This is a genomic window from Neptuniibacter sp. UBA6509 (genome assembly GCA_002435145.1).
GTDB lineage: Bacteria > Pseudomonadota > Gammaproteobacteria > Pseudomonadales > Balneatricaceae > Neptuniibacter.
This window is the reverse complement of record DJLT01000021.1, coordinates 1-25,298: the sequence shown is the minus strand read 5'-3', so window position 1 is coordinate 25,298 and position 25,298 is coordinate 1. Positions and strand designations below refer to the sequence as shown.

General features: G+C 41.3%; 26 protein-coding genes and 1 pseudogene. 10 read left to right on the top strand and 17 right to left on the bottom strand.

Features of this window, described 5'->3' with window-relative positions; genetic code table 11:
* The first annotated feature begins 433 nt into the window (after positions 1–433).
* Together B4K11_RS03055 and B4K11_RS03050 are read left to right on the top strand one after the other, a co-directional pair.
* Positions 434–616 (top strand): annotated as a pseudogene (locus tag B4K11_RS03055) (type II toxin-antitoxin system HicA family toxin).
* Positions 613–1,053, top strand: a complete 441-nt coding sequence (locus B4K11_RS03050) for a type II toxin-antitoxin system HicB family antitoxin (RefSeq protein WP_292957625.1) — start codon at positions 613–615, stop codon at positions 1,051–1,053. Before B4K11_RS03055 ends, B4K11_RS03050 begins: the two are co-directional and overlap by 4 nt.
* A 255-nt stretch (positions 1,054–1,308) precedes the next feature.
* Here B4K11_RS03050 and B4K11_RS03045 read toward each other — a convergent pair whose 3' ends face one another.
* The 5 genes from B4K11_RS03045 to B4K11_RS03025 all read right to left on the bottom strand — a co-directional run bounded on the left by B4K11_RS03045 (position 1,309) and on the right by B4K11_RS03025 (position 5,321).
* On the bottom strand, positions 1,309–2,229 hold the full coding sequence (locus B4K11_RS03045) for a hypothetical protein (protein ID WP_292957622.1): 921 nt from the start codon (positions 2,227–2,229) through the stop codon (positions 1,309–1,311).
* Positions 2,230–2,248: 19 nt separating this feature from the next.
* Positions 2,249–2,953: a hypothetical protein gene (locus tag B4K11_RS03040; RefSeq protein ID WP_292957619.1), complete on the bottom strand. Its 705-nt coding sequence runs from the start codon at positions 2,951–2,953 to the stop codon at positions 2,249–2,251.
* A gap of 102 nt (positions 2,954–3,055) precedes the next feature.
* A complete protein-coding gene (locus tag B4K11_RS03035; RefSeq protein WP_292957616.1) occupies positions 3,056–3,646 on the bottom strand; it encodes a DUF2726 domain-containing protein in 591 nt (196 codons plus the stop codon).
* A gap of 188 nt (positions 3,647–3,834) precedes the next feature.
* Positions 3,835–4,608, bottom strand: coding sequence for a substrate-binding periplasmic protein (locus B4K11_RS03030; RefSeq protein WP_292957613.1), 774 nt, complete (start codon positions 4,606–4,608; stop codon positions 3,835–3,837).
* Positions 4,609–4,859: 251 nt separating this feature from the next.
* A complete protein-coding gene (locus B4K11_RS03025) occupies positions 4,860–5,321 on the bottom strand; it encodes a DUF302 domain-containing protein (RefSeq protein WP_292957610.1) in 462 nt (153 codons plus the stop codon).
* A gap of 271 nt (positions 5,322–5,592) precedes the next feature.
* Between B4K11_RS03025 and B4K11_RS03020 the strand changes: the two genes are divergently transcribed.
* The 4 genes from B4K11_RS03020 to B4K11_RS03005 all read left to right on the top strand — a co-directional run bounded on the left by B4K11_RS03020 (position 5,593) and on the right by B4K11_RS03005 (position 9,109).
* A complete protein-coding gene (locus B4K11_RS03020; RefSeq protein ID WP_292957607.1) occupies positions 5,593–6,525 on the top strand; it encodes a M23 family metallopeptidase in 933 nt (310 codons plus the stop codon).
* A 254-nt stretch (positions 6,526–6,779) separates the two neighbouring features.
* The gene (locus tag B4K11_RS03015; RefSeq protein WP_292957604.1) at positions 6,780–7,565 is read left to right on the top strand and encodes a substrate-binding periplasmic protein; all 786 of its coding nucleotides are present in this window, start codon (positions 6,780–6,782) and stop codon (positions 7,563–7,565) included.
* Positions 7,566–8,012: 447 nt separating this feature from the next.
* Positions 8,013–8,150, top strand: coding sequence for a hypothetical protein (locus B4K11_RS03010; protein ID WP_292957600.1), 138 nt, complete (start codon positions 8,013–8,015; stop codon positions 8,148–8,150).
* Positions 8,151–8,344: 194 nt separating this feature from the next.
* A complete protein-coding gene (locus B4K11_RS03005) occupies positions 8,345–9,109 on the top strand; it encodes a hypothetical protein (protein ID WP_292957597.1) in 765 nt (254 codons plus the stop codon).
* Here the strand turns inward: B4K11_RS03005 and yegD are convergent.
* Both yegD and B4K11_RS02995 read right to left on the bottom strand, forming a co-directional pair.
* Positions 9,066–10,433, bottom strand: a complete 1,368-nt coding sequence (gene yegD, locus B4K11_RS03000; protein WP_292957594.1) for a molecular chaperone — start codon at positions 10,431–10,433, stop codon at positions 9,066–9,068. The two genes, B4K11_RS03005 and yegD, sit on opposite strands and share 44 nt — an antisense overlap.
* Before the next feature lie 111 nt (positions 10,434–10,544).
* Complete coding sequence (locus B4K11_RS02995) at positions 10,545–11,003, bottom strand: hypothetical protein (RefSeq protein WP_292957591.1); 459 nt, start codon at positions 11,001–11,003, stop codon at positions 10,545–10,547.
* A 567-nt stretch (positions 11,004–11,570) separates the two neighbouring features.
* Between B4K11_RS02995 and B4K11_RS02990 the strand changes: the two genes are divergently transcribed.
* Positions 11,571–12,194 carry a LysE family translocator gene (locus tag B4K11_RS02990; RefSeq protein ID WP_292957588.1) on the top strand — a complete coding sequence of 208 codons (624 nt, stop codon included), beginning with the start codon at positions 11,571–11,573 and terminating at the stop codon, positions 12,192–12,194.
* Positions 12,195–12,273: 79 nt separating this feature from the next.
* Here the strand turns inward: B4K11_RS02990 and B4K11_RS02985 are convergent, their stop codons facing one another.
* From B4K11_RS02985 to B4K11_RS02950, 8 genes are all read right to left on the bottom strand, one after another.
* Positions 12,274–13,959: a S8 family serine peptidase gene (locus tag B4K11_RS02985; RefSeq protein ID WP_292957585.1), complete on the bottom strand. Its 1,686-nt coding sequence runs from the start codon at positions 13,957–13,959 to the stop codon at positions 12,274–12,276.
* Positions 13,960–14,160: 201 nt separating this feature from the next.
* Entirely contained in the window at positions 14,161–15,900 is a 1,740-nt protein-coding gene (locus B4K11_RS02980) for a S8 family serine peptidase (RefSeq protein ID WP_292957582.1), read from the bottom strand.
* 265 nt (positions 15,901–16,165) lie between these two features.
* The gene (locus B4K11_RS02975; protein ID WP_292957579.1) at positions 16,166–16,735 is read right to left on the bottom strand and encodes a DUF2726 domain-containing protein; all 570 of its coding nucleotides are present in this window, start codon (positions 16,733–16,735) and stop codon (positions 16,166–16,168) included.
* A gap of 194 nt (positions 16,736–16,929) precedes the next feature.
* The gene (locus B4K11_RS02970) at positions 16,930–17,439 is read right to left on the bottom strand and encodes a Slp family lipoprotein (protein ID WP_292957576.1); all 510 of its coding nucleotides are present in this window, start codon (positions 17,437–17,439) and stop codon (positions 16,930–16,932) included.
* A gap of 143 nt (positions 17,440–17,582) precedes the next feature.
* Positions 17,583–18,071, bottom strand: coding sequence for a M48 family metallopeptidase (locus tag B4K11_RS02965; RefSeq protein WP_292957573.1), 489 nt, complete (start codon positions 18,069–18,071; stop codon positions 17,583–17,585).
* A gap of 121 nt (positions 18,072–18,192) precedes the next feature.
* On the bottom strand, positions 18,193–18,642 hold the full coding sequence (locus tag B4K11_RS02960) for an NfeD family protein (protein ID WP_292957570.1): 450 nt from the start codon (positions 18,640–18,642) through the stop codon (positions 18,193–18,195).
* On the bottom strand, positions 18,643–19,560 hold the full coding sequence (locus B4K11_RS02955) for an SPFH domain-containing protein (RefSeq protein WP_292957567.1): 918 nt from the start codon (positions 19,558–19,560) through the stop codon (positions 18,643–18,645).
* A gap of 257 nt (positions 19,561–19,817) precedes the next feature.
* Complete coding sequence (locus B4K11_RS02950; protein ID WP_292957564.1) at positions 19,818–20,009, bottom strand: hypothetical protein; 192 nt, start codon at positions 20,007–20,009, stop codon at positions 19,818–19,820.
* 212 nt (positions 20,010–20,221) lie between these two features.
* Here B4K11_RS02950 and B4K11_RS02945 point away from each other — a divergent pair, with 212 nt between their 5' ends.
* Together B4K11_RS02945 and B4K11_RS02940 are read left to right on the top strand one after the other, a co-directional pair.
* A complete protein-coding gene (locus B4K11_RS02945; protein ID WP_292957561.1) occupies positions 20,222–20,794 on the top strand; it encodes a YceI family protein in 573 nt (190 codons plus the stop codon).
* 85 nt (positions 20,795–20,879) lie between these two features.
* Entirely contained in the window at positions 20,880–22,019 is a 1,140-nt protein-coding gene (locus B4K11_RS02940; protein ID WP_292957558.1) for a methyltransferase, read from the top strand.
* A 78-nt stretch (positions 22,020–22,097) separates the two neighbouring features.
* Here the strand turns inward: B4K11_RS02940 and B4K11_RS02935 are convergent, their stop codons facing one another.
* Complete coding sequence (locus B4K11_RS02935) at positions 22,098–24,038, bottom strand: HAMP domain-containing methyl-accepting chemotaxis protein (protein ID WP_292957555.1); 1,941 nt, start codon at positions 24,036–24,038, stop codon at positions 22,098–22,100.
* A 185-nt stretch (positions 24,039–24,223) separates the two neighbouring features.
* Between B4K11_RS02935 and B4K11_RS02930 the strand changes: the two genes are divergently transcribed.
* The gene (locus B4K11_RS02930; protein WP_292957552.1) at positions 24,224–24,679 is read left to right on the top strand and encodes a CopD family protein; all 456 of its coding nucleotides are present in this window, start codon (positions 24,224–24,226) and stop codon (positions 24,677–24,679) included.
* 131 nt (positions 24,680–24,810) lie between these two features.
* Here B4K11_RS02930 and B4K11_RS02925 read toward each other — a convergent pair whose 3' ends face one another.
* The gene (locus B4K11_RS02925) at positions 24,811–25,005 is read right to left on the bottom strand and encodes a hypothetical protein (protein WP_292957549.1); all 195 of its coding nucleotides are present in this window, start codon (positions 25,003–25,005) and stop codon (positions 24,811–24,813) included.
* Between the last annotated feature and the right edge of the window lie 293 nt (positions 25,006–25,298).

The following is a 25,298-nucleotide window of genomic DNA, read 5'->3' as shown; positions in this document are numbered from 1 at the left end:
AGCCAGCCTTTATGTCCGCAGGGGTGCGAGTTTTTGGTTTTAAGGTTTTGTTGTAGGAAACCACCCCATGTGCGAGGTTTTGGTTTTTTATCTTTTTGGTAGAAAGCAGACCTATTGAGTTGCTTCGGAGGATCTTCAGCCGGTTGCGTGTCATTCGCTCAGAGGGCTGAGCTCCTACAACGAACCAGCTTTGTAGGAAGCCACCCCGTGCGCGAGGCCTGAAAGATACTCGGCTGCGTCAAAGGTGTTTGAGACCGTGCCATATCAAAGTATAGAGTTTTATCGATAAAACCTAATAGATTACATTTATAGTACCTAAGCTTGTTCTGATCTCAATTATCATACATTCCCTTCCAAAACCCAGACCTTGCTCTGGACTTTTTTGTGAACTAAACTCGAGCTATAACTCCGGAGTTATAATTAAGGATTTGGCATGGATAGCCGTGAATTAATCAAGCAGCTGGAAGCTGACGGGTGGTTTTTGGTTAGGACTCGTGGGAGTCATCACCACTAGAAACACCAGAAGAAAAAGGGAATCGTGACAATTCCTCACCCAAAGCGTGACCTGCCAAAAGGAACACTCAATAGCATTTTTAAACAGGCAGGCCTTAAATGAAATCAGCAGAAATATATGAAAAGAGGTCGCCAATGCTGTATCCGATCTTTATAGAAAAAGAGCCTGATAGTGACTATGGCGTTATTGTGCCAGATATTCCCAGCTGTTTTAGCGCTGGATCAACCTATGAAGAAGCGCTCTTTATGGCACAAGATGCTATCCAAGGACACTTAGAGCTGTTAGCTGAGGAAGGCGAAGATATTCCAATAGGCAGCACCTTAGAGGCTTTTCAAAATAACAAAGAATATACAGAGGGTATCTGGGCACTGGTGAATGTAGATATCACCTCTTATTTGGGAAAAGCTCAGAAAATTAATGTCACCCTACCAGGAAGGCTTATCAGCAAGATAGATAATGCCGTGGCGGAGAATAGTTTATATGGAAATAGATCAAACTTTTTGGCGAAGGCGGCGATTAGGGAATTGGGGTTGGAGTAAAACAGGGCTTACGCCCATTAAGGGGGAACAAGAGCTCTCCCCCTTAAGAATACACTTTCTTAAAAACAACCGCCTACTCCTTGTCTCGCTTCGCGAGATTCCTGTTGGAAGTCACCCTTTATGCCCAAAGGGGTGCGTGAGCGAGGTTTTAAAGATACTCGGCTGCGTCAAAGGTGTTTTAGGCTGTGCCAGTTGGTAACTAATTAGATTTCTGCACTATGCCAGAGATAGCCCCGAAGACTTCTTAAGATGGCGTCATAATTTGGCTGTCTCATTTTTTACCATTGATGAACATCTTTTCTGCCCTTCTTCAGGCGCATTGCCATTAACACTTATCGATTGTTCCATGTGCGCTACAAACCAAGATCTCAAATCACGGATCACAATATAATTACACATATTATCCACAACCGTGCCTCGGACAACTTTCTTTCCAAAATGTTTTTCGACCAAAAAAGTTTTATCAGGCGTATCAATGGAAGAATACTTCCCAGCTAAATCAGCTGTGACAATCGTCAGCGATGTATCCAATAACATCAGCATCAAATTAGATAAAAACTGTTTATCCCCCTTTTCCAAACGAGCTTTCTGCTGATCAGAAAGGTTCTGACTGAATACCTGTACAAGATTCTGGTACTGAGGTTTACTGCCTTCAGCGCCTCCATTTCCACCAACCCAAGTAATCATATTTAAAGATATTTTATCCATTGCTTTAGAAGCAAAGAAAATCGGTTTGATATTAACGAGGGTAGAAGAGACTTCGGTGTGATTATGACCTTCGAGTTTATACCCCGCTTCTTTAACAAGCTTACGAAGATCTATCTCTGGGGCGAGACTAATTAATGAGGATATTTCCTCATTCGCTCTCATTTGAGCATCTGCTAGCTTAGTATTACGTTGAGAATTTATGAGTGAAGCGTGGGTACCAATTTGGGCAAGAAGACCCGCAATACCACCAACTCCCTGATACATTATCGAAGACGATACTGTCGTATTATCTGCGGAATAAACTCCTCGAATATCAATCGCAGGCCCATCCACCAGAACAAAACGCAAGTCGCTTGCATCATATTGCTCAGAAATCGTATTGATATGAGCAGTATGGTCATCACGATAGGGTGCGCTAACGCACCCTATCAAAGAGATAAATATTAATAGAGTTATTAATACTCGCATTAAAATAGCTCGCTATTGATTAAAATGACTTCTCAATCTTCTGCTTAGCATTTTCAACAGCCTGATAATATGCAGTCGTCACGCTAGGGTAGCGAGGTGGTTCATCCCATTCACCTGTAGGCTGGACTTTTTCATCAATGCTTAAATATTGAAGATATGCATTCGTATTCAGATCGACTGAATAGAGCAACCCTCCAATGTACCCCTGAGGATCACCATTCGGGATGTAATTACTAAAACTACGATATGCACCATGGCTACCTATCTGTACTATCACCAACACTTCAACGTCTAAACTTTCTCTGAGCCCCCTAAAATCTTTTTCTGGAAAGCCAAGTTGATCCTTAAAGTCCTTCATTTCTTTTAAAGGAGCTGGAAGATCCACCATTTGGACGTTATTGAAACGGGCAGAATATTTAGAGTGAACAAGCTCTTTTATAGCATCTAGCTCTTCAGTTGATATAGTGCTCTCCAAATGCGTATCAAGCCCCCCCGTTAATGCCGAAGCAACACCATAACAGATAAGACAGTTTGCTCCCCAAATATGAGTAGTCGCTTTATCCTCAGGAGCCGCATAGTAAATACCAACTTTGACATCTTCTCGGGCCAACAAGTTTGTATTTAAACTTACATTTGGTTGCGGAGGTGACGCAGTACAACCAGACAGTATTAAGATTGATAGCAAACCAACCAAGTAGGTTATTCTATTATGTACGGCTTTCATTATTTATCCTTAAAGAGTATTTAAAAAATGACTTGATTTATTGGGAACACGCAGAGGGATCGAAACCCCTTTAATACTTGTAAATTAGCGGCAAAAAGATTTTCACCTAACGGCCCCACCAATCTCACCCACCAGCACTTCATCTTCTAACGCTTCACTACTCGCCTCTGCCTGCGACTTTGCAGCAAACCTTTTGGCCAACATTGCCTTCAATGCTTCGGGCTTATACGTCCGTTTTGCAGGTACACGTAAAAGCGGTAGACCCGCGCCATTGCACGCAGATTCCAATAGTTCATCGCGTTGCTGGCGTTTCTCTTGGTTGTGGCTTTGATCGTCTAGCTCTATCGCACAAACAGGACTTAAGGTATCGCGGGTGCAGATGACGTAGTCGAAGTGTTTAGCACTTATTTTGTTAAACGCTTTCTTCCATTCACTTCGATTTTTTGAGGGTTGGGGTTCTAGGAGGTCTGCTACGCGGACTTTACCGAAGACTCGGTATCTGTCTTGATCTATCGCTTGATCAAGCACACCTAAAAACGAGCGTTCAGCTGCGCTGAAGAGTAGTTTCTTTTGTCTATAGCCCAAAGCATCCGCAGGAGACTGCTCTGAATCGCCATTCAGTTTAGCTTCAAGCGTTTTTAACAAGATCAGTGCGATGAACATCATCACTGGTACAATCCAAATCCATTCCATCGTCTTTCCTTCTGACGAACATCATCCACGGCCATCATGGCCTTTAATCCGAACATTTTGCCTATAAGAACTACTTATGACAACTGTACGAATGGGTCGTTATTAATAATAGGTATTAGCCAAGAGTGCAGCCTTAGCAATAGATTCAATAAACGCTGGGAGGAGTAGATACAGTTAAAGGAGCAAATCTAATGAGGGTCCATTAGAAATGGGTATTTATTATATATATTCGCATAGTTATCTGATGCTTGGACGCGTTCGAGTGCTTCTTGCCATCGCTCAATGGCACTATCAGGGATCTCTTTTGAACAGGCGATATAGAGAGGAAATTCAAGTAGTTTCACTTCAGTTTGCACTAAAGAATCAGCCGATTTTCCCATTTGCTTTAAATAGTATGCCACCCCTAACGGGCTTGTATTTACAGCTAATTCTGCGCGGTCTTTAAACAGCATCGCAAGTTGCCTTTCACGTGACTGAAGCCTAATCACATTCGTTATGCCTTGAGCCTCCACCTGATCCGTCACTAGCCCTTTATAGGGTACCGATACTAAGCTTGCCTGTTTAATATCATCCACTGTTTTATAGGATTTTGGATTATCTTTATGTTTATAGAAATAGATCGCTTGATCCGAGATAGGTCCTATCCATTTATACTTCTCTTCTCGTTCTGGCGTTCTAAAGATCGAAAAGTACATAATGTTTGGCTCGGTATCTAGCATTCTATCCCCCCTTGGTCCGGGGTATATATGGATAGGATAATGCTCACCTAACTCATCCATAATGGCTTGAACTATTTCAGTAGAAAGTCCTTTAACAACCTTATCTTCCTCATAATTATAAGGCGCCCAATCTTCAGTTATGATCTTTAAATCAGGTTGTGCGATAGCCTGAGAGGAATACGATCCTGCTAGACAAACAAGAGCTGTAAAAATTCGCAAGAAAGCCGATCTAGTAAAATTCATAGATACACTAATACCCACTGCCCTATTAGAGTCGTAACAGTCAGTTGCTTCCCTGTTCCATTTAATGTCACAGATAAACACTATCTTTGAAGTATAGACGTTTTTTTCTGCTAGGCGATTTTATACAAGCAGCGATCTAAAGAACCTTTGAAACCCTTTAGTTATGTTAATTTTATGCAAGACAGGGATGTTCAGCGGGAACCCAACTTCCCGCTAAAATCATAAGAAAACAACATAGATTAATTGCACAGTTATTTAGAAGCGGCCATTGCAAATTTTGCTAACGCACCTGAGACTTTATTTAAGGTAGCTTCACAACCTTCTATATTATGTCGCGCTGCTAAATAAGCAGGATCGTTATAGCTTAACCAAACTTTTCCGGCCTCATCTTTCCAAATCAGTGCTTTTTGCGGAAGATCAATTGCTACGCTTTGCGCACATTGCATTAACGGTGTTCCCACTTTAGGGTTTCCGAATAATATGACTTCTGTTTTTCTCAACTGAAGCCCTGCCTTTTCTGCACCCTGTTGATGATTAATTCGATTGAAAACAATCATGCCTTTACTATTTAGTACCGTTTCCAATTTATCTGCGGTGTCTTTGACACTATGCGCACTTTCTACACTGATAAAACCATCGACCTGTGCCTCTTCAGCAACGACAGTTGCACTTAGGCTAAGTCCAACGGCTGCCATGGCTATCGCGTTTTTCATAATTAGCTCCCTTTATTAAGTTTATTGGCTACACATTGCTATGTTAGCTAATGCATTATTCGGTATGCTCTATAAAAAATGCACACATTTGAATACTGTGAGACTCCTTGAGGCCCACTTAGTTTCCTTAGCTGATGCTAAATAACGCTAGTTAAGAGTTCTCCCAGCAGACAGCTGACCAAAAAACAGTCTACTAGACGAATTTGGCACTTAACGTCTGTTATTTTTCATCTAAACTGACATAACGACACCACTTTGCAGGAAGCTTAAAATGTTTAAAACATCTGCCATTACCCATTTTTCAATTACTCTTCTTCTTTCTGTTTATGCATCGACATCCTTTGGCTACGGGCTAGGTAAACCCGGAGGTGGCGGTGGCGCAGGCGGCGGTGGTGGTTTTGGAGGAGGCAAGAAGAAAGCTCAGATGGAAGCAAACAAAAACAAATCGGAGCAAGAGGAAAAGCTATCCCCGGAAAAAATGGAGAAAGCCCAAGCTTTTATTCCACCCATGGCGACAAAAGCAGTCATGCAAAAATATGGGTTTATCGCTACCGGTCTAAAGCCAAGCTATCCTGATAGTTTCAGCTGCCCAAAATCATTGTCCGGCTTTGCAACCCCTTATCGCTCCGATGGTTCAAGTCGTAACCCCCGTTATTTTAGAGGGTTACATGGCGGCTTTGATATCCCACAACCTAAAGGCGTGCCTCTTGTTGCTATGGCGGACGGCGAACTTTTAATACGGCACGAAGGTAACGAAGGCGGCATTGGTGGTAAAGGTATTTGGATGCGTCACAGCCCAGAACAAACAGGGCTCGATAAGTGGTTATTCATCGAGTATAAACATTTAGATAAGCTTCCTGATTTAGTGGCAGGCACACCGGTCAAAATGGGACAAAAAGTGGGTGAAACAGGCAATAGTGGGACAACTGGAGGGCACTTCGGCGCTAGTGGTTTTTATCACCTACATATGACAGCTTATTGGAGCGATTCCCCAGACTACTCCTTTACAAAGGTACTCATTCCTAAACAGGGGCAGTGGTTAGACCCTTTGTCACTTTTTCATAATAAAGGCCTAGATTCGAATCAATTAAAACAACTGCCCAGCCAAGACAAAACAGTTGATATCAGTTTCATGTCAACCGACGGCAGCCTGCACCCCGCAGATACACGCGTTATCTGGCCTTACCTGTGCAAACCCATTTGATTGATCGAGCTTATCAGAACGCTTCTTTTAGGAAGCGTTCTATATTGTCCTAACATCCAATTAACATCCTACTATCCATCTTACTGCCGGCCTTACTGTCCGCCTTCTATCTCAATTCTTTCTACAACCTAATGTAGACGTAAGCGCCTAATCTAGGCTGTCACTAAACAACCGATTTGCGCTATATTAAAAGACAGAGATATAATTTTTATGAGCAATGGAAAGCCATTTAATTCCGATACAGGTCGACGATATTGTTTACATTTTCGTTTCTTCGCTCCGTGTGCTGCATTGCCCTTTTCTCTCTCTTCAATTTTGCTTATGCAGACACATCTGTGATGGAAGATCGTGAGAACACATTAATTATGGGTGCGGATTCGTGGCCGCCGTTTCGCTTTATAAACGGCAGCGAGGTTTCCGGCATTGATAATGAGTTACTAAAAAAGCTCGCAAAACGAATGGGTTTTAAAGTGCAATACCAATTATGTCCTTGGAAACGCTGCTTGAAGATGATGGAAAATGGCCAAATAGATGGTATGAGTGGGCTCGCTTGGCGTAAAGAGCGCGCTGAATACATTACCTATACAGCCCCTTCGTATTACCAATGCAGTACTCAGTTCTATCTTCCTAAAGGGCAAGCTCGCCTTATCAGCAAGCATAGGGACTTGCATAGCATGAATATAGGCATAGTGAGTGGCTCTGCCTATTATGAAGCTTTTGATAGAGATTCTGATATCAATAAACAAAGCGTTACTCAGGAGGCTGTACTGCCTGATCTTCTTTTAAATAAGCGTATTGATGCGTTTATAGGAACGGACTGTCAAGCGGACTATGAGCTACAACTCAGGGGGCTGTCAGAGGCGGTCACTAAGGCAACTTTTAAACCAGGAAATAGTGTAGATCTATATCTTGGATTGTCGTCTAAATCACGCTGGGTCGAGCGAAAAGCTGAATTTAATAAAGCCCTCTGGGAGATCAGAGAAGAACAATTTCACGAAAATGCTCTTGATCTAATTAGCAGCTCACCAAACCCTCAATAGAAAATCAGTTTAAGGTGAACGATAAGCAGTGACAAAAGTTATTTACGTTTGAAATATCTTCTTTTATCAGCACCTTTCACAACGTTCCTATTATAGGTATTAAAGTTACCCCAGTTTTCTGTGGATAAGTATGTATATTATTTTGGGACAGTCTTCTAAAACCCCGTAAATCAAAGGCTCCGGCCTATCTGATCACTTTTTAGCCCTGTGACTTATTTTTTATAAAAAACAGTTCCAACAAAGTTAGTGTCAAGTCTTTACAGAGCAAATAAGTAACTTAATTCAGTTTTTTTCACCTTTTTTTCTAAATTTTTATGCGCACTGTGCAATCAAAAAGCATGCTGATCCATCCTTACTACAGATACACATCATTAAGCCCTGGACTAGCCTACTGTCACTTCTGCTAGCCAGGGCATTTTTTTAATTATTCATAAGGTAACGGATTCAATGGGTAACGCTTCTGATCACAGTGTAAATAATCACGCTGTAGATCGTCACATGACCAACCATGATAATTACAATCAAGCAGCACTGTTTCTTCGATTAGGCCGAGGAACACTTTTTATTCAAGAACGTGATGTTTAAATATTATTCGGTCTTCTCAGCGCTGAAGAGAGTGAGTTGTTATATCTATGGGCAGTAGAGGAATATACCATTGCAGAAATAGCTGAACTGCAAAGTGTTTCTCAAGGAACCTTACTGCCACGAATGCACCGACTTAATAAACGTATAAAGCACGAGTTATCTTATCAAGAATCTCAAGTTATGGAGGTGATGCTATGAGTGAACCTAAGCAAACGTCACTTAAATCAGCGTTTAAAAAGCATTATCAACAGAAAACCCTCTCTGAAAATAAACTGGATAAGTTACTTGCCTTGCAACAGGAATCAACTCTAGAGCCGCTGGCCACCTCAGATTTAGATTCAGACCTGCCTTGCGGACCTCAAACTAAGCGTTCTTGGATGCAACACACTAAGGATTCCTTCCTATCCTATTTTCATTTTAAAGCCCCAGTCTATGCGTTAGCCTCAATCAGCCTTTTCGCACTCATTATCACATTGATGCCAATGCCTGTGTCCGGCCCTTCTATCCTTGCTGAGATTGCGGGTCACCACCAACAACCCAGCAGTATTAACATTAAATCTTCATCTATAAGTGAGATTGGAAATCAGCTGAGTAAGTTAAGTTTCGCACTCATTCATTCGAGCAAACTGAGTAGTGATGTATGGGATTTTTTGGGAGGAAGCTACTGCTCTATTGATGGCGAACTTGCGGCACAACTTAAAGTACTTAATCGTGAGGATAATAAGATTTACACTTTTTATCAGGCTGAATATCCTGATGAGCTGATGCTTGATGCAGCGATAAGTTCCATAACAAATGAACAAGGTGTGGAAGTGTCTATCTGGAAAGAGGAAGGCCTATTATTAGGCCTAGCTCACAGTAAATCTCTATTAAGCAGGTATAGAGAAAACTATATTTCGGAAAAGCTATCGCAGATTAGCGATACAGTTTTTCCGCCCAACGAGTTAAGCCTGCAGTAACACTGCCAAAATAGTCACCATCTACAACCTCAATATCACCCAACATTGAGGCGATAGCTTGTCTAACCGCCGGTGATTTAGTCGTTCCACCCGTGACATAAACTAAGTCAGGTGTGCATTGTGCTTGCTTAAGCACTTCAGCCATTAGATCGGTTATTTTCGCCACTGGCCTTTCAATCGCAAGTTCATACAGATCACGTGTAACGCGGTGATCTAATCCACTTTCAAGATAATCAAGATCGACTAAATAATCAGCCTCACTCGATAGCTTTATTTTGGTTAACTCAGCGCTTCGTACAAGTTGATAGTTCTGCTTTTGAGATTGCAGCTTTAAAAGCAACGCTAGCTTTTCTGGCTCAACCGCATCTCGTTTCATCTGCTGCATCAGCTCAATATTTTGTAAGCTGTTGAACTCAACTTGAGAGGGAATATCATTGATCGATACCGCATTCCAATAAGGCTGTGAAGGAAGCGGTAAACCATTCTTTAACCGCCCCCCCATACCTAATACCGGCATTAGGCCACGGTAAGCTAGATTAATATCTAGATCATTACCTCCAACACGTGCTCCGCTGTGGCCTAGAAAGTCAGCCTCCCGATCTGTTTTTATACGGTAATCAGGTCCCATTTTTACAACAGAGCAGTCTGTCGTACCACCGCCAACATCAACCACCAGCACTGTTTTGTTCTCAGTTAAACCTGCTTCGTAATCAATGCCGGCTGCAAGGGGTTCATAAAGTAACTCAACTGATTCAAATCCTGCCCGCTCCGCAGCACGATGTAAGATTCCACAGGCTTGCTGGTTTGCCGCTTCACCACCCCGACCTTGGAAATTAACAGGCCTTCCAATGACGGTATGTTTAATCTTATCGTTTAAGCGCACCTCTGCTGCCTGTTTGATCTGATACATCATGGCCGTGACAATATCTTCAAAAAAAGCCAAGTGCTGCGGCTGTAATCCACTCACTCCTAGGAAGGATTTAGGGGATTTGATGAAATAACCTTCTTCAGGAAGATCTATGTAATTTTCTATCGCCTCTTCACCCACAAACAATGTTTGTTCATGGGATAAGATCCCTTCAGCTAAACGTGTAGATGCGGCGAGTCTCAATTGATTGGATCGTTCAGAAAGATACTTATCTCGCATATGAGTATCTGTAATCTGATGTGCAACACCTTCACATATCAGATCCCTAGACAGGGCATACAATGTTGAAGGCAAGAAGCATTGATCTTTATAGAGGGGTACTAATTCAACAGCATTTGAAGCATTCATAACGCCAACAGCGCAATTAGAACTTCCGTAATCAAATCCAGCAATCATGATCTTTCGTCAATAAAAAATTGGCCGCGAAAGGTAGCATGTTTTAGCCCTACTGGTAAGTAAGGCGGGTCTATATATCGGGATACTCAGCCATTGATTTTATAATACGGATCAATAACGTCTAGGCGTCGGTAACATTTCAAAGTGATCGTCGCCTTTTTCATACAATTCATAATACTCTAAAGCTAATACGTCCCAAACACTGTGAACAGCATAATGTGGAGGCAAGCGGTATAGTTTTTCATTTAACACTTGTACGCTGTATTCAGCGGAAGGAGGCTCAATTAATAACTGAATGAGTTTCTGACCATCCCAGCGGTACGCCTTTTTGGGTAAATTAAATGCATCCGCAATAATCAGCTCACGATGTGAGGGACCAATTAACGATAGGGAATAGCACTCAGAACGGTGCTCTAAACAAAGCTTTCCTTTCTCTATGTCGAGTAAATAGTACTCTTTACTCACTTGGTTGCGGTAACCATTCATTGAGCAAGCGGCCAAGCTAAATACAGTAACAAGCCCAACGACATAAGATAAAGCTCGACCGATTACCCTATTCCTTCTATTCATCAATTCGTCCTCTGATTTAATGATATCTAGTACTTACTTCTCATAGAATGAAGTGCCATTACATCGTCACTCTATAAATTTAAGGCTAAAAGTACTTACTATAAATAACTTTACCCTAAATAAGTAAAATACAGTAAAGAACTCCCCAAAAACTGTGGATAAGTATGTAGACTAATTATGGACATCCTCTATAAGCCCCGTAATACATAGCCTAAAGGGAACTGTCTACTTTTTAACCCTATCCACCGAATTATTAATTGTCATCGAAATGCAACACTTTTTTGAGAAAAATACAGTTAACGGTTTTTAAGTAAAATTATGAACAAAAAACAACCAAGTCAACCCTTTTTTAACCTTAAATGTTACCCCCATATTCTGTGGATAAGACTGTAGATTAATTATGGGTATCCTCTACAAGCCTTATAAACATTAGGTCTCAAAGATCTGTTTATTTTTTATCCCTCAGGGATAATTATTCTTTTAATCGATATGCCGCTTGATTTTTCTTGATCAACTAAGGCTCTATATAGTATCTCTAAGGGATTCATATATTTTCTAGGTAAGTCGATGTCATTAACCTTACTTTACTTATTTATTCCAACTTTTTTTATCGTCTCTATCACCCCCGGTATGTGTATGACATTAGCTTTGAGCTTAGGTTTATCTATAGGCATCAAGAGAAGCTTACACATGATGTGGGGTGAACTTATTGGAGTTGGGCTCGTGGCAACCTCTGCAGCACTGGGTGTCGCTACCTTAATGCTGCAATACCCTGAAGCTTTCACTTTCTTAAAACTTGGAGGGGGCGCGTATCTATGTTGGATTGGATATGAGATGTTCTGCTCACGGGGAAAGCTAGTGCTAACAGAAACAGAGGGGGAGGCACCTGCTTATTCAAATAAACAGCTTGCCCTTAATGGTTTTTTAACCGCTGTGGCTAACCCTAAAGGCTGGGCTTTTTTTGTAACATTACTGCCCCCTTTTATTGATGCTTCATTACCAATGGCACCGCAGTTGACCGCATTAATTACTCTAATTCTACTGCTCGAATTTCTCTGCTTACTGATTTATGCCAGTGGAGGTAAATTACTACGTCATATATTAATGGAACGAAATAATGTGCGTCTTATGAACAGAGTGTCCGGGGTATTGATGATTGCCGTTGGGCTTTGGTTAGCGCTAGGAAAGTAGTTTTTTACAAAAAGTTCATTTATCAAAAAGCTCCTTCTATCACCTTATGTAATAGAAGAAGCTTATTTCATATACTCAATTAGTTACCCGAAGTAACCGTCACCTCAGAGCTAATAACCCAAGCAGAGATACCTGCACTATTCTGAGAACGGATACGGTATTGATAAGTACCGCCAACAACAGAGTCTTGATGACTTGTCGCATCTGCGGCTGTAGTCACTTCAGAACGGAAACCAGTCCATGCACGGGGATACTCTCTACGTCTCTCGATATAGAAACTAGTCTCATTATCACTTTGATCAGACCAAGTTAAATTAACAACCCCACTTCCAGCTTGTACCGTAAAGTTACTTGGCGCATCAGGAACTGTAGGTGTTGTACTTCCATCAAGAGCAGCAAGCGCTGCCCCTGCATCGAGGATACCTGTACCGCACTGAGCACACTTAGCTGGAAACTCTCGCGCTGTCGACGTAAGTACAGCTTCAACTTCTGCTGGCGTAATATTTGGTTTTTTCCGATAAAGTAAGCCTGCCGCAGCGGCTACATGAGGCGCGGCCATACTCGTACCTTGGTAATAAGCATAAGTAGGTGCTACAGGAGAAGTTGTTCCTTCATTTAACGTAGAAAGAACTCCATTTTTTGCACCTACATTTGTTTCACCGCCTGGAGCCGCTAAATCAACAGAATCACCGTAATTAGAGTAATACGCTTTGCCTCCTGTTCGGCCCGTTGAGGCCACACTAATCACATTGTTACAACTTGACGGTGTATAATTACCCGCATCAGCGTTGGAGTTACCCGCAGCAACAACCACGGTTGTTCCAGCTGCGACAGCTGTATCAATTGCGTTTTGATAGGTTGCGCTACAGCTACCACCGCCACCAATACTCATATTAATAACTTTCGCTTTATTTGGGTTATCGACACCCGTTGCAGCCCAAACAATGGCATCAGCGATGTCAGATGTATAACCACCACATTTGCCTAAAATTCGCACAGGAACCACTTTAAGCCAGTTATAACCAACACCAGCAACCCCCATTTCATTATTAGTACTTGCGCTGATAGTGCCTGTTACATGGGTGCCGTGCCAGCTACTGTTAGATGCTGGAGAGCCGAAATAACATTCATTTTTAGTGATCCAATCACCCGGATCACTTGGATCTGCATCGCGCCCATCACCGTCATTAGAAACAGATGTTGCTGTGATCATGTCAGTACCACCAATGATGTGATCATCTAAATCGGGATGCGCTGTAATACCGGTGTCCAAGACAGCAACATTCACGGCAGCCGAGGTAGTAAGATCTAACAGAGCCCAAGCGCCATCAGCATTCATACCACCTGTAGATTCATGATAATGCCACTGCAGATCATAAATAGGTTTCTGCCTTGCTCCCACCGTTCCTTCTGCTGGTGGAATTTCTATATCACCAATGGCATACATCATTTGGTCTGCTTCAGCATGTTTGATGCCCGATACGGCTTTCAACACTTTCAGGTAGTTTTTAAGGCTGGAAAATTCTTCTCGAGCGGGCAGTTTAAATACGTAAGATCCCTGTGAAGTTTTACGTACGAAAGCCAATTTTTTATTGATACGGCCCGACAAATAACTGGCCTTAGAGCGACCATCAACACCTGCATTGGAGAACTTAATGATAATTTGGTCTGTAGGTTTATGTTCAACCACAGCCGCACCAGCATTCAACGAAATGGCCGCAGCTAAGCCAACCAATGGTATACATTTCAAATGACTAATTTTCATTATACTTCCCTATCGACTACCTGAATGGCAAACATCCAAAATCAAGAAACTGAACGTACTGTCTACCGAATGAACAACATGATAAAACGCAACGCCTCTCAATTCAAACATAGGCTGATTAGCAATCAGAAATACTGAAGATCTGCTTTACGATGACCATCAGCTACACCTAAAGCCTCAAACTCTGACCCGTTTGATAATTTACCTACATTTTTTACCATTCCCTTTACATTCACCACCACCGCCACCTGAGCCAGAACTCACCTGTATCTCACCACTCACAACCCACGCAGAAACACCTACATTGTTTTGGGAACGAATACGATATTGATACGTCCCATCTAAACCCGAATCTTGGTAGGTTGTAACATCTGCATCGGTAGTCACGACGGAACTAAAGCCTGTCCATCTACGACGATTTTTCTTACGGCGCTCAATATAAAAAGCCTGTTCATTTACACTTTGATCAGACCAACTCAAGTCAGCTATTTCATTACCCGGAGTTATAACAAAATTGCTCGGTGCTGCGGGTACAGTCTCAGAAGGGGGCGGAGGAGTACTTCCATCAAGAGCGGCTATAGCTGAGCCTAAATCCAAAATCCCTGTACCGCATTGATTACAGTCCGAAGGAAACGAACGTGCACTAGAAGATAATACGGCCTCCACTTCTGCAGGCGTCACATTTGATTTTTTAACATAGAGCAAACCCGCTGCTGCCGCTACATGCGGCGCAGCCATACTGGTTCCTTGGTAATACGCATAGATAGATGTATTAGGCGTAGTAGTGCCATCATTCAATGTAGATAACACACCGTTTGCTCCCCCTGTGCTCATATCACCGCCAGGCGCTGAAAAATCTACTACGGAGCCATAGTTAGAGTAATAAGCTTTTCCACCTGTCCTACCAGTTGAAGCAACACTGATAACATTATCACAACTTGCTGGACTGTAATTCGCAGCATTAGCATTTGAGTTACCGGCCGAAACAACGACAGTGGTACCTGCGGCAACCGCTGTATTGATCGCCTGTTGATAGGTCACGCTACACGTACCTCCTCCTCCAAGGCTCATGTTAATAACTTTCGCTTTGTTTGGATTATCAGTACCGACGGCCGCCCAGACTATTCCATCTGCAATATCGGAGGTATAGCCTCCACATTTACCTAAGACTCGAACAGGCACTACTTTCAACAAGTTATACCCTACACCAGCAACACCACTACTATTATTCGTTACCGCAGCAATTGTTCCGCTAACATGGGTCCCATGCCAACTACTATCCGCTGCAGGTACACCACCTCCGCAATAATTTTGCTCAATCCAATCACCTGGATCACTAGGGTCTGAATCTCTACCGTCACCATCATTAGAAACAAAAGTGGTCGAGATCATATCCGTCCCCCCCACTACATTCCCTATCAGATCTGGATGTGCAGTAATCCCAGTATCCAAAACAGCGACATTCACCACAGGGTCAGTGCTACTTAGTTGCCCCCAGCCACCCTCTACATTCATACCACCTAGCGATTCGAAATAATGCCACTGCAAATCATAAATTGGGGTTTGAGATGAACCTGTAATTCCCTCAGTAGGGGGAATGGCTAAGTCACCAATTGCAAACATCATCTGATCAGCTTCAGCATGTTTAACACCGGAAACGGCACTCAGTGCAGTAATATATCCTTTAACCTGAGGTAACTCTTCCATCGAGGGAAGCCTATATACATAAGCCCCTAAAGATGTCTTTCGAACAAAAGACAAATTTTTATTAATTTGTGCAGATAAACCACGTGCCTTCAAAACACCATTGGCATTCTTTTCATTGAATTGAACAATAACCTGATCTGTCAGATTATGTTCGAATGGGGCAGAGACTGCACTGGTTGCCACCAATGCACTTAACACGAAACCTGATATTACATTTGTATACAGCTTATTCATTTCAGCCCCTCAACAATCAATACATCCGATATGATGTAAAAATTTAAATAGGGACAATTCACAAAAAAGCTATAAGAGGCCTGAAGCCTCAACCTGACCTGCAAGCATCCCTAAACTCAATGCATTTTTTAAGCACTGCATATAAGTATAGTTATTGAGTAACGTTTTATAGCGGAGGTTTTTTCATTTAAAACGACGAATACTGAGAAATTACTCAAGCAGTCTCTTATTTCGTAATCTCTTAAGAAGCCTAAGACAGATTGTCTTAAGCAGCCTGGCAACTTTCAGGAGCGAAGGATGTGGCTAACCGTAAATTAAATTTATTACCCGAGAGAGGTAACTTCTCTTGTGTTGATGCTGAAATAGTTTGCTCAAAACGCTCAATAATTTGCATTAAATTATAACCATTTTGCGGAGCTACTCTTAATAGAGGCAGTTCCGTTTCAAAGCACAGATCTTCAATAAAAAGATCCTGATTCTTATGTCGTTTGTGATCATATTGATGATCATCTAATTCAACAGCACATACAATTCGATTAGTTACAGGATCGCAAACAATGTAATCAAACTGGAGGCCTTGCAGTGATTTCATGGCTTTGCTTTTTTGACGTTCAGACTGTTCAGCAGACGTTTTAAATACATTAGCCATAGGCACTTTACAATGAATTTCATATCCATCGCCTACCGCCTTTTCTAAAACAGATGTGAACATACGTTCTTTCTGAGACAGGTTCTGAAGAGTCGGCTTTTTTGCTGATATTTTCTTGAAAAGAATTAAAAGCAGCACACTCAACAACAAGCCCGCAGCAAGATATAACCATGTTTGCTCTATCACATTTCTAACCTTACACCTGATAAGGCGGCAATATTACCCAGTGTATAAGCAGAAAGCATCTGAATTTTTAGGCTGGGATTCATTTAGCTTCCAAAGTAGCAATCTCTCCCTTAAAAAGGAGCTACTTAATAGTGAGGATCCTATATAGAACAGGAGGGTCCTATATAAAACAGGAGTAATCTTTCTTAAACAAATCACTGGTAACTAAAAAGAGGGCGAGATCGCACTTTTTCCAGCGGCTCTTCTGATGGTAAGAAAGGCAATACATTTTTACCTTCCCAGAGATGCAGTTTTAAAGCATGCAGAACTGTATAGTCATAAAAATAATTACCAACGTAACCCTTTTCACGCACCCCCAATGTACCCAAAACAGTAACTAAACGGCCTGGCCTATAGACATAAGGGTCAACAAAATCGCCGATATAAACTTTGAACCGACCAAGACTCTCTTGGGTTTCATCCGGCTCGCCGCGATCATTCAAAGGGAAGTAAACTACTTCAATTTGCGTTCGATCTGTATAATTTACGGTCTTTGCAATCACTCCCCCCCACAATGCTTGATAGTTTGTAGGAACCAAGTCCATATCCCCTACTTCATCAAAAGGTAAGAGCTCTATTTTCTCCGCCACACTTAACTCTTGAGGCAGATGACTACAGCCAAAACTTATAAAACTGAATAACAAAACGACAATAGTTCGTTTCATAAAACTTATCCATAATCTTAATATCCTACTAACAGCATAGAACAAGTTAAGATATGCGACACTACAGCTTTTACTACTGTTATCAAGAAAGACTTACAAAGCCGAGCAAAAAAACATAAGAGAAAACTAACTTATAGGTTCTTTTAGAGACTATCACTCAATGTAAGATATAAACGCAGATCGAATTCATACTGATGATAGTTCGGCTCCATGTATTCACATAGCTGATAGAACGCTTTGTTATGGTCCATCTCTTTAATATGCGCTAATTCATGAACGACGATCATGCGCAGAAACTCTTCAGGCATTTGCTTAAAACAGCTATCAATTAAGATCTCTTTTTTCGCTTTTAACTTACCACCTTGCACACGGGAGATTCGACTATGTGTCCCTAAGGCATTAACCGCTGAAACTTTATCGCTATATTGAACTTTACTAATAGGCGAAGACTTACGCATATAGCTATTTTTAAGCTCTATTGCATAATCATAAAGTGCACGATTACTTTGGTACTGATGTCGGCTAGGGTACTTTTTGCTCAAAAAGGCACCTAACTTATCTTGATCGATCAACTGCTGAACTTGAGCTTTAACGTGATCAGGGTAATGGTTCAAATACTTAAGAGAGGTCATATGGGTGAGAAGGATCTAGCTATTTATCTGGCGTCTATTAATCGAAAGCGGTCATAATTAAAACCACCTAAACCAAAAAAGCCTAATGCATTCCATATACATTAGGCCCTTTATCATTAAATCACACTTCCCGTATATGAAGCGTCATTCCTTCAGAAGAGTAGATTTCTATCAACGCCCCCGCATGGAGATCGTGCTCAGCACTCACTTTCCAAAGGGTATCCCCAATTTGAATTCGTCCTTGCCCATGATCAATATCCGCCTGTAATGTAAGCTTACGACCAATGAGTTGAGCGGCTCGATTATTGATAATTCGCGCACTGTCTTGTTCGTTTTGATTCTTAAAAAACTTCCAAAACACAACACTGCTCAATACGGAGAAAAGCGAAAATAACAGAAACTGGATCTGCCAATCATGCAGCAAACCGACAGCCATCAAACCTGCCACGATAAATGCAGATAAGGATATTCCTATCATTAAGCCCGCCGCACCTAAAGCCTCTCCGGCTAAAAGTACAATTGCTAAAACAATCCAGTGCCAATAAGTTATAGATTCAAGCTGTTCTATCATCTATGAGCCTACTTTGGTGTCTTTAAGCAGTTCACTAATCCCTGCAATTGAGCCCATTACACTGCTAGCATCTAGTGGCATCATAACGACTTTAGAGTTCTCACTCGCGCCAATGCCTTGAAGCGCTTCAGTATATTTTTGTGCGACAAAATAATTAAGTGCCTGTGGGTTACCCTGCGCAATCGCTTCTGAAACAACTTTTGTTGCCCGCGCTTCGGCCATTGCTAATCGTTCACGAGACTCTGCTTCACGAAAAGCGGCTTCTTTTTCACCTTCAGCAGTTAAAATAGCTGCGCGTTTTTCACCTTCAGCAACTTGTATTGCTGCTTCACGTTCACCCTCTGCCGTTAAAATTGCGGCACGCTTTTCACGCTCAGCTTTCATTTGGTTAGCCATCGCTTCAACAAGATCATTGGGTGGTGAAATATCTCTAATCTCCACTCGTGTAACTTTTACGCCCCAAGGATCTGTGACTTCATCTACTTTGTTAAGCAAATGGCTATTAATGGAGTCACGGTTGGATAACATCTCGTCCAACTCCATTGAACCTAGAACCGCACGAATATTTGTCATCACTAGGTTTTGCATTGCGCGATAAAGATCATTCACTTCATAGCTAGCTTGGGAAGCATCAAAAACCTGATAAAAACACACGGCGTCTGTCGTTACTTGAGCATTGTCTGCGCTGATAACTTCTTGAGGAGGAACATCTAATACCTGTTCCATCATATTCTGCTTGGCACCAATACGATCAATAAATGGGATAATGATATTCAAACCCGGCGTCAGGGTTTTTGTATAACGTCCAAAACGTTCAGTGGTCCAGTTGTATCCCTGTGGAACCATCTTAATACCAGAAAATATTAAAATGAGTGCAAATACAACTATCACACCCGCGGTTATTTCCAATCCAAACATTTTTATTTCCCTTTAAAAGTGACCAACCTTAGAAACTTATTCATACCAGTCAACACAAAATAGAGCACATTCATACCCATCAGTTCTAAAACTGAACTGCGGATAAAAGTCTTCTATTAGGCCGCTTGTGATTTACGATATAAGCTTCTAAATCCTGTATACATTAATTGCTCAAATCAAAACTATCAGTATTGCGCAATTCTTAGATAACTCACATCTATGAACCACTAGCCTTCAAAATACTTAGGTAAGAATTACTAATCAGCGCCTTCTTCGGCAGCTTGCTCGTGTTCTTTTAGAAAACCACGTATAAAACGTCGAATCTCACGCGCTGCACTGGTATCTAATTCTTCACACAAAGCAACAAATTCATCTCTCTGCTCATCATTGATACGAATAACTAATTGGCTATTCTTTTTTTGTGCTTTTGTTTTCTTTTTACCAGGCATTACTCTATGACCTCAATCATCGTCTGCCTACAAGAATACAGCAAAGCTTACGCATACCCAACGCACATTAACTGTATATCATTCATATATACAAAAAATAAGTTTTGATGCTTTTTTCAGACCAAACACCCTGTTTTAAAAAAACCAAATAGACAATTTAATACAAGCGTTTAAAATTCATTCTTCCCAACAAAATTATATGGATATAAATCATGCGTAAAATAGTTACATTTTCATCGTTACTGCTTCTAGCGAGCACCGCCTCAGCTGATTGGTCACTAAACTCTTCAGAATCTGATTTTAGTTTCTCTTCTATTAAAAAAGGTACCGTCCTTGAATCTCATAGCTTTACGAACTTTGACAGCCAAATCGATTCAAAAGGACTCGCCACCTTATCTATCGATCTAACGTCAGTTTCAACTGGTATTGAAATACGTGATGAGCGAATGAAGAGCATGCTGTTTGATACACCGACATTCGGCCAAGCGACTTTTAAAACCCAGCTTGATCCTGCAAAAATTGATATGCAAAAAGCGGGTGATATTGTCAGCACAAAAATCACTGGGACGCTTAGCCTGCACGGCATAGAAAAAGAACTATCCGCAGATGTGAATATTATCAAGCTTACAGATAATAAGATCATGGTATCTACGGCAGAACCTATTGCAATTAAAGCGGCAGATTTCGGACTTGATGCCGGCGTTACAGCATTAAAAGAAGTAGCAAAACTTCCTTCTATCTCATTTGCTGTACCTGTAAATTTCAACCTGACCTACAGCAAGTAATAGATCAGGAGTAAAGCTCGAGTATTTACGTTTCGGCCTGTGTTAAAATCATGCCAATTCCGCATATTTAGGTACATAGGTCGAAATGGAAATACTCAACACTTCCTTTGGTGAATTCCAACTTTCACGTTTCCCTCGCAGGAGCAAAGAGCTACTTAGAGCATGGGATGCGGCCGATGAATACCTTCTTCAGCACATAGCTGAAGAGCAGCTAATCAATGATCATTCCCGCGTTTTAATCATTAATGATCAATTTGGGGCGTTATCTATTTCGCTAAATAGTTACAAACTTGAATCTATTAGTGATTCTTGGATTGCCCATGCTGGTATCAAAGAGAACCTTCTCGACAATAGCATCTCCCCAGATACGATTAAGCTACATAACAGCTTAGACTATCCAAATGAGCAGTTTGATCTCGTTATTATCAAAGTTCCTAAAAGCCTCGCGATGCTTGAAGATCAACTCATCCGCGTAAAACCGCTATTACATGAGAACAGCGTAGTGCTTTCTGGCGCTATGGTTAAATCAATCCACAACTCCACTTTAAAATTATTTGAAAAGATAATCGGGCCGACTAAAACTTCCCTAGCCAAGAAAAAAGCACGCCTGATTTTACCTACTGTCGATCTTGAGGTAGGCCCGGCTAGCTCACCCTACCCTTCAAACTATATTCTAGAAAATACCGAGCACCAGATTACAAATCATGCCGCAGTATTCTCAAGAGATAGTCTTGATATTGGTACACGTTTCTTTCTGCAGCATCTGCCAGTATCTAATAGCTACAAAAAAATTATCGACTTAGGCTGCGGTAATGGGATTGTCGGTTTAATTGCAGCAGAAAAAAATCCCAGTGCTGAACTCAATTTCGTAGATGAGTCTTTCATGGCTGTAGCCTCAGCTAAAGTAAACTTTGAAAGTGCATTTGGTGAAGAGCGAAAAGCCCACTTTCTAACAACTGATTGTTTAAAAGGCTTACCGAAAAATAGCTATGATCTTATCCTTAACAACCCACCATTCCACCAGCAAAATGTTGTTGGTGATTTCATTGCTAAACAGATGTTTCGCGAGTCATATACAGCGTTAGAAAAAGGTGGTGAGCTTTGGGTTATAGGTAATCGTCATTTAGGCTACCACGTGACACTTAAAAAAATATTTGGTAATTGCATGACTATTGCTAACAACAAAAAGTTCGTGATTTTAAAAGCGGTCAAAGCCTCTAAATAGTTCATTTAAAACTTGGGGCTATATTTTTATAACAGCCCCAAACTTTAGAACCCATTTCAATGACTCAATGCAAAAGCACTAAATTTTAAAACGAGATACCATACTCTGAAGATTTGTAGATATAGTTTTTATTTCCGCACTAGCTTGAGAGGTATCACTTGCGGAATTAGCACTCATTTCAGTTACACCACGTACATTTGAAATACTTTGACTTATCTCTTCTGCAACACTACTTTGCTGTTTAGCCGCATCCGCAATTTGCATATTCATCTCATTAATCAAACCAACGGCCCCTGTAATTGCATCCAAAGCTGTCGCTGCTTTCACCGCGTTCTCTACACTAATTTCAGCTCTTTCTTTCCCTTGCTGCATAGCGTTCACGGCTGATTTCGCCCCAGTCTGCAAACGTTCAATTAGATTTTGTATCTCTTGAGTAGAATGCTGTGTACGCTGAGCCAACCCTCGCACCTCATCAGCAACAACAGCAAAACCTCTCCCTTGATCTCCAGCTCTTGCGGCTTCAATAGCAGCATTTAATGCCAAAAGGTTTGTTTGCTCAGCTATATCACGGATAACATCTAAAATTCCGCCGATATTAAGACTCTGCGTTTCCAAATCTTCTATTTGACTTTCAGTTTCAGTCACACTATTTGCTAGTTCTTGAATGGCAGCTTGCGTAAGCTGTACAACTTCATGTCCTTGTGCAGCGTCACTATTTGCTTGCTCCGCAGCTTCCGCAGCCTGCGCAGCATTACCTGCAACCTCAGATACAGAATAAGCCATCTCTTCCATCGCAGTTGCGACTTGATCTGTTTCAGCTTGCTGCTTAGAAATACCAGCAAAAGATTCACTCGCAGTCATCGACAGCTTCTCTGTTGAGTTACCTAAATCACGACTTGAGTTGGATATTTCGCCAATCATCCTTTTTAAACTCTGTGTTGTTTCACTCAACGTTTTAAGAAGCTGACCCACCTCATCTTTACGCTGAGTATCTACTTGAACATTTAAATCACCATCAGCAATACGCTGAGTTACCATTACCGCTTCTTGAAGAGGCTGACTAATTGAACGGGACATATAACGTGAAAAAAGAGCCCCCACTACCAACGCACTGAAAGTGATTAAAACGAGTAAGTAAATGCGATTCGAAACCTGCTCTTGCAGCATAGGTCCTAACTGATCTTGTTGAGTCTGCACTTCAGCTGTACTTAACTCTAAATTTTTGAAAACTATTTTTTCTACCTGATGTAATTCATCCGTTAATGCAGTTAATTGTTGTAATTCGTCATGGACAAGCTGCATCGCATCAAGAAAAGATGAACTTTCAGACTGATAATTGCTAAAACGAACACGTTGATGCGCTGCTTCAAGTGTACTGTTTAATTCCTCAGCTCTTTCATTTACGTCATTTTGCATATATGACAACGCGTATTCGAAATCTGCGCTTTTCTGACTATCTAAGTAAGCAGATGTATATAAACGAGCCCCCATTAACGCCTGTTGAACTTCAGCCGCATACAGCATAACTTCCGTATTATTATCATCACTAGATGACTGTATTAACTCACTCATCGTTAAGGTCATCTGCTCACCGCTCGGTGTTAGCTGTTCGGAGATAAGCAGATCTGACGCAACAATTTTTTCAGAAACCTGTTTAACAACGTCTTTATAGCGGCTCAATTGCGCCAACGTATTCGCTAATAATTCTGAACGAGAAGCCGATTCAAGTTGCCCAATTCCCTCTGCAAGCCTATGTTCCACATTCGAAATCAACTCACTAAACGCTTTCAAATCGTCAAGATTATGCGTCTTAATATATTCCACGACAGACAGTCGAGCCTTAAACATGTCGCTGCGTATCATTTCTGCAGATCGGGTCTCTTCCGCCATTAAAGTGTATGACTTCACCCCATCTTCAGATGCCTTTAGGCCAAAAATACCAAAAACAATGGCTATAGTGAGTAGAGCCATAACAAAACCAAAGCCTAAACCTATTTTCTGGCCTATTTTAATATTCACCTATTCACCTATTCACCTATTAGTTTTTATAATATTTCTTATGACAATTAAGACCAAAGTTTAACGCACAGCCTTTTTTTACAAAATCCTTCTAATTATGCGAATAACTGAAACTTTAGTGCATGGTACACTTCAAAAACGGCTCTTTGAGCCTCCCTTTTTAATATAGGATAAGCGAGATACATATGTCAGTTTTTCTTTCTCTACATATTCTTTCAGCTATAGCTTGGGTAGGCGGAATGTTCTTCGCCTATGTTTGTCTTCGACCTGCAGCGGCTGAATTATTAGATCCCCCTCTGCGTTTACCCTTATGGACTCAAGTATTTAAGCGTTTTTTTAAATGGGTATGGCTATCAATAGCACTACTTATCATAAGCGGACATGGCATGATTGGACTGTTCGGGGGATTTAGTAATATCGGAGCGCATATTCACATTATGCTTGCCAGCGGCTATCTAATGATGGCGCTTTTTGGCCATCTATTTTTTAACCCCTACCGCAAACTTAATGCAGCAGTGTCAGAAGAGCGGTGGCCTGATGCGGCGATACAATTAAATAAAATCAGAATGATTGTTGGGATAAACCTAATACTGGGCATCTTTACTGCCGTGATAGCATCAGCAGGAAAGTTTATTCTGTAATTAGGCCTAGAGTAATTGCGTAAACATAAGTAGCTACCTAAACATAAGAACCTAAAGCCTAAAAAATTCTTAAGCAGATAAATTAAAGATGAAACTGACAATGAATTGGCAGTTTCATCTTTTCTATTGGCTCAACCGTTCATTGCCAATGGCATAGGTATATATTCACCAATTTCGTCGGGGTCGCTATCCAGTTCGGATTCCCAGCCTTCTTCACCAGGTTTCAATTCATCAGGAAGGCCCCAAAGCTCACCGCACCAAAACGCAGCAATCCATCGTCTACCATAGCGAACTTTATAAAATCCAGGTTCTCTATTCTCGTTCACCGTCTTCTCCTTTTTTATAATTATTAATAAAGCACTTTTCGGCTTTTTGATTACATCTCTATAAACACTTACTACAAGTGTACATAAATTAATCAGACAATAAATAGGGATTAGCCCAAGGTTTAACGTTCTCATGGTATTCAAAGCATTGTTTGTAAAACCACGAGCACATAACGCTGGAGCGAAACTACAACTACTGTCTAGAAAGCAGAGCTGCTATAGAACAAAGGCGTTTAAATAAAGACAACACCAAAAGGGCCACAATTGTGGCACTGCTGTCCCATAGTTAGGGG

What these genes read in the sequence shown, in the direction of transcription:
- B4K11_RS03050 (WP_292957625.1), top strand. Translation starts at nt 613, where the DNA reads ATGAAATCAGCAGAAATATATGAAAAGAGGTCGCCAATGCTGTATCCG.
- B4K11_RS03045 (WP_292957622.1), bottom strand. Translation starts at nt 2,229, where the DNA reads ATGCGAGTATTAATAACTCTATTAATATTTATCTCTTTGATAGGGTGC.
- B4K11_RS03040 (WP_292957619.1), bottom strand. Translation starts at nt 2,953, where the DNA reads ATGAAAGCCGTACATAATAGAATAACCTACTTGGTTGGTTTGCTATCA.
- B4K11_RS03035 (WP_292957616.1), bottom strand. Translation starts at nt 3,646, where the DNA reads ATGGAATGGATTTGGATTGTACCAGTGATGATGTTCATCGCACTGATC.
- B4K11_RS03030 (WP_292957613.1), bottom strand. Translation starts at nt 4,608, where the DNA reads ATGAATTTTACTAGATCGGCTTTCTTGCGAATTTTTACAGCTCTTGTT.
- B4K11_RS03025 (WP_292957610.1), bottom strand. Translation starts at nt 5,321, where the DNA reads ATGAAAAACGCGATAGCCATGGCAGCCGTTGGACTTAGCCTAAGTGCA.
- B4K11_RS03020 (WP_292957607.1), top strand. Translation starts at nt 5,593, where the DNA reads ATGTTTAAAACATCTGCCATTACCCATTTTTCAATTACTCTTCTTCTT.
- B4K11_RS03010 (WP_292957600.1), top strand. Translation starts at nt 8,013, where the DNA reads ATGGGTAACGCTTCTGATCACAGTGTAAATAATCACGCTGTAGATCGT.
- B4K11_RS03005 (WP_292957597.1), top strand. Translation starts at nt 8,345, where the DNA reads ATGAGTGAACCTAAGCAAACGTCACTTAAATCAGCGTTTAAAAAGCAT.
- yegD (WP_292957594.1), bottom strand. Translation starts at nt 10,433, where the DNA reads ATGATTGCTGGATTTGATTACGGAAGTTCTAATTGCGCTGTTGGCGTT.
- B4K11_RS02995 (WP_292957591.1), bottom strand. Translation starts at nt 11,003, where the DNA reads ATGAATAGAAGGAATAGGGTAATCGGTCGAGCTTTATCTTATGTCGTT.
- B4K11_RS02990 (WP_292957588.1), top strand. Translation starts at nt 11,571, where the DNA reads ATGTCATTAACCTTACTTTACTTATTTATTCCAACTTTTTTTATCGTC.
- B4K11_RS02985 (WP_292957585.1), bottom strand. Translation starts at nt 13,959, where the DNA reads ATGAAAATTAGTCATTTGAAATGTATACCATTGGTTGGCTTAGCTGCG.
- B4K11_RS02980 (WP_292957582.1), bottom strand. Translation starts at nt 15,900, where the DNA reads ATGAATAAGCTGTATACAAATGTAATATCAGGTTTCGTGTTAAGTGCA.
- B4K11_RS02970 (WP_292957576.1), bottom strand. Translation starts at nt 17,439, where the DNA reads ATGAAACGAACTATTGTCGTTTTGTTATTCAGTTTTATAAGTTTTGGC.
- B4K11_RS02965 (WP_292957573.1), bottom strand. Translation starts at nt 18,071, where the DNA reads ATGACCTCTCTTAAGTATTTGAACCATTACCCTGATCACGTTAAAGCT.
- B4K11_RS02960 (WP_292957570.1), bottom strand. Translation starts at nt 18,642, where the DNA reads ATGATAGAACAGCTTGAATCTATAACTTATTGGCACTGGATTGTTTTA.
- B4K11_RS02955 (WP_292957567.1), bottom strand. Translation starts at nt 19,560, where the DNA reads ATGTTTGGATTGGAAATAACCGCGGGTGTGATAGTTGTATTTGCACTC.
- B4K11_RS02950 (WP_292957564.1), bottom strand. Translation starts at nt 20,009, where the DNA reads ATGCCTGGTAAAAAGAAAACAAAAGCACAAAAAAAGAATAGCCAATTA.
- B4K11_RS02945 (WP_292957561.1), top strand. Translation starts at nt 20,222, where the DNA reads ATGCGTAAAATAGTTACATTTTCATCGTTACTGCTTCTAGCGAGCACC.
- B4K11_RS02940 (WP_292957558.1), top strand. Translation starts at nt 20,880, where the DNA reads ATGGAAATACTCAACACTTCCTTTGGTGAATTCCAACTTTCACGTTTC.
- B4K11_RS02930 (WP_292957552.1), top strand. Translation starts at nt 24,224, where the DNA reads ATGTCAGTTTTTCTTTCTCTACATATTCTTTCAGCTATAGCTTGGGTA.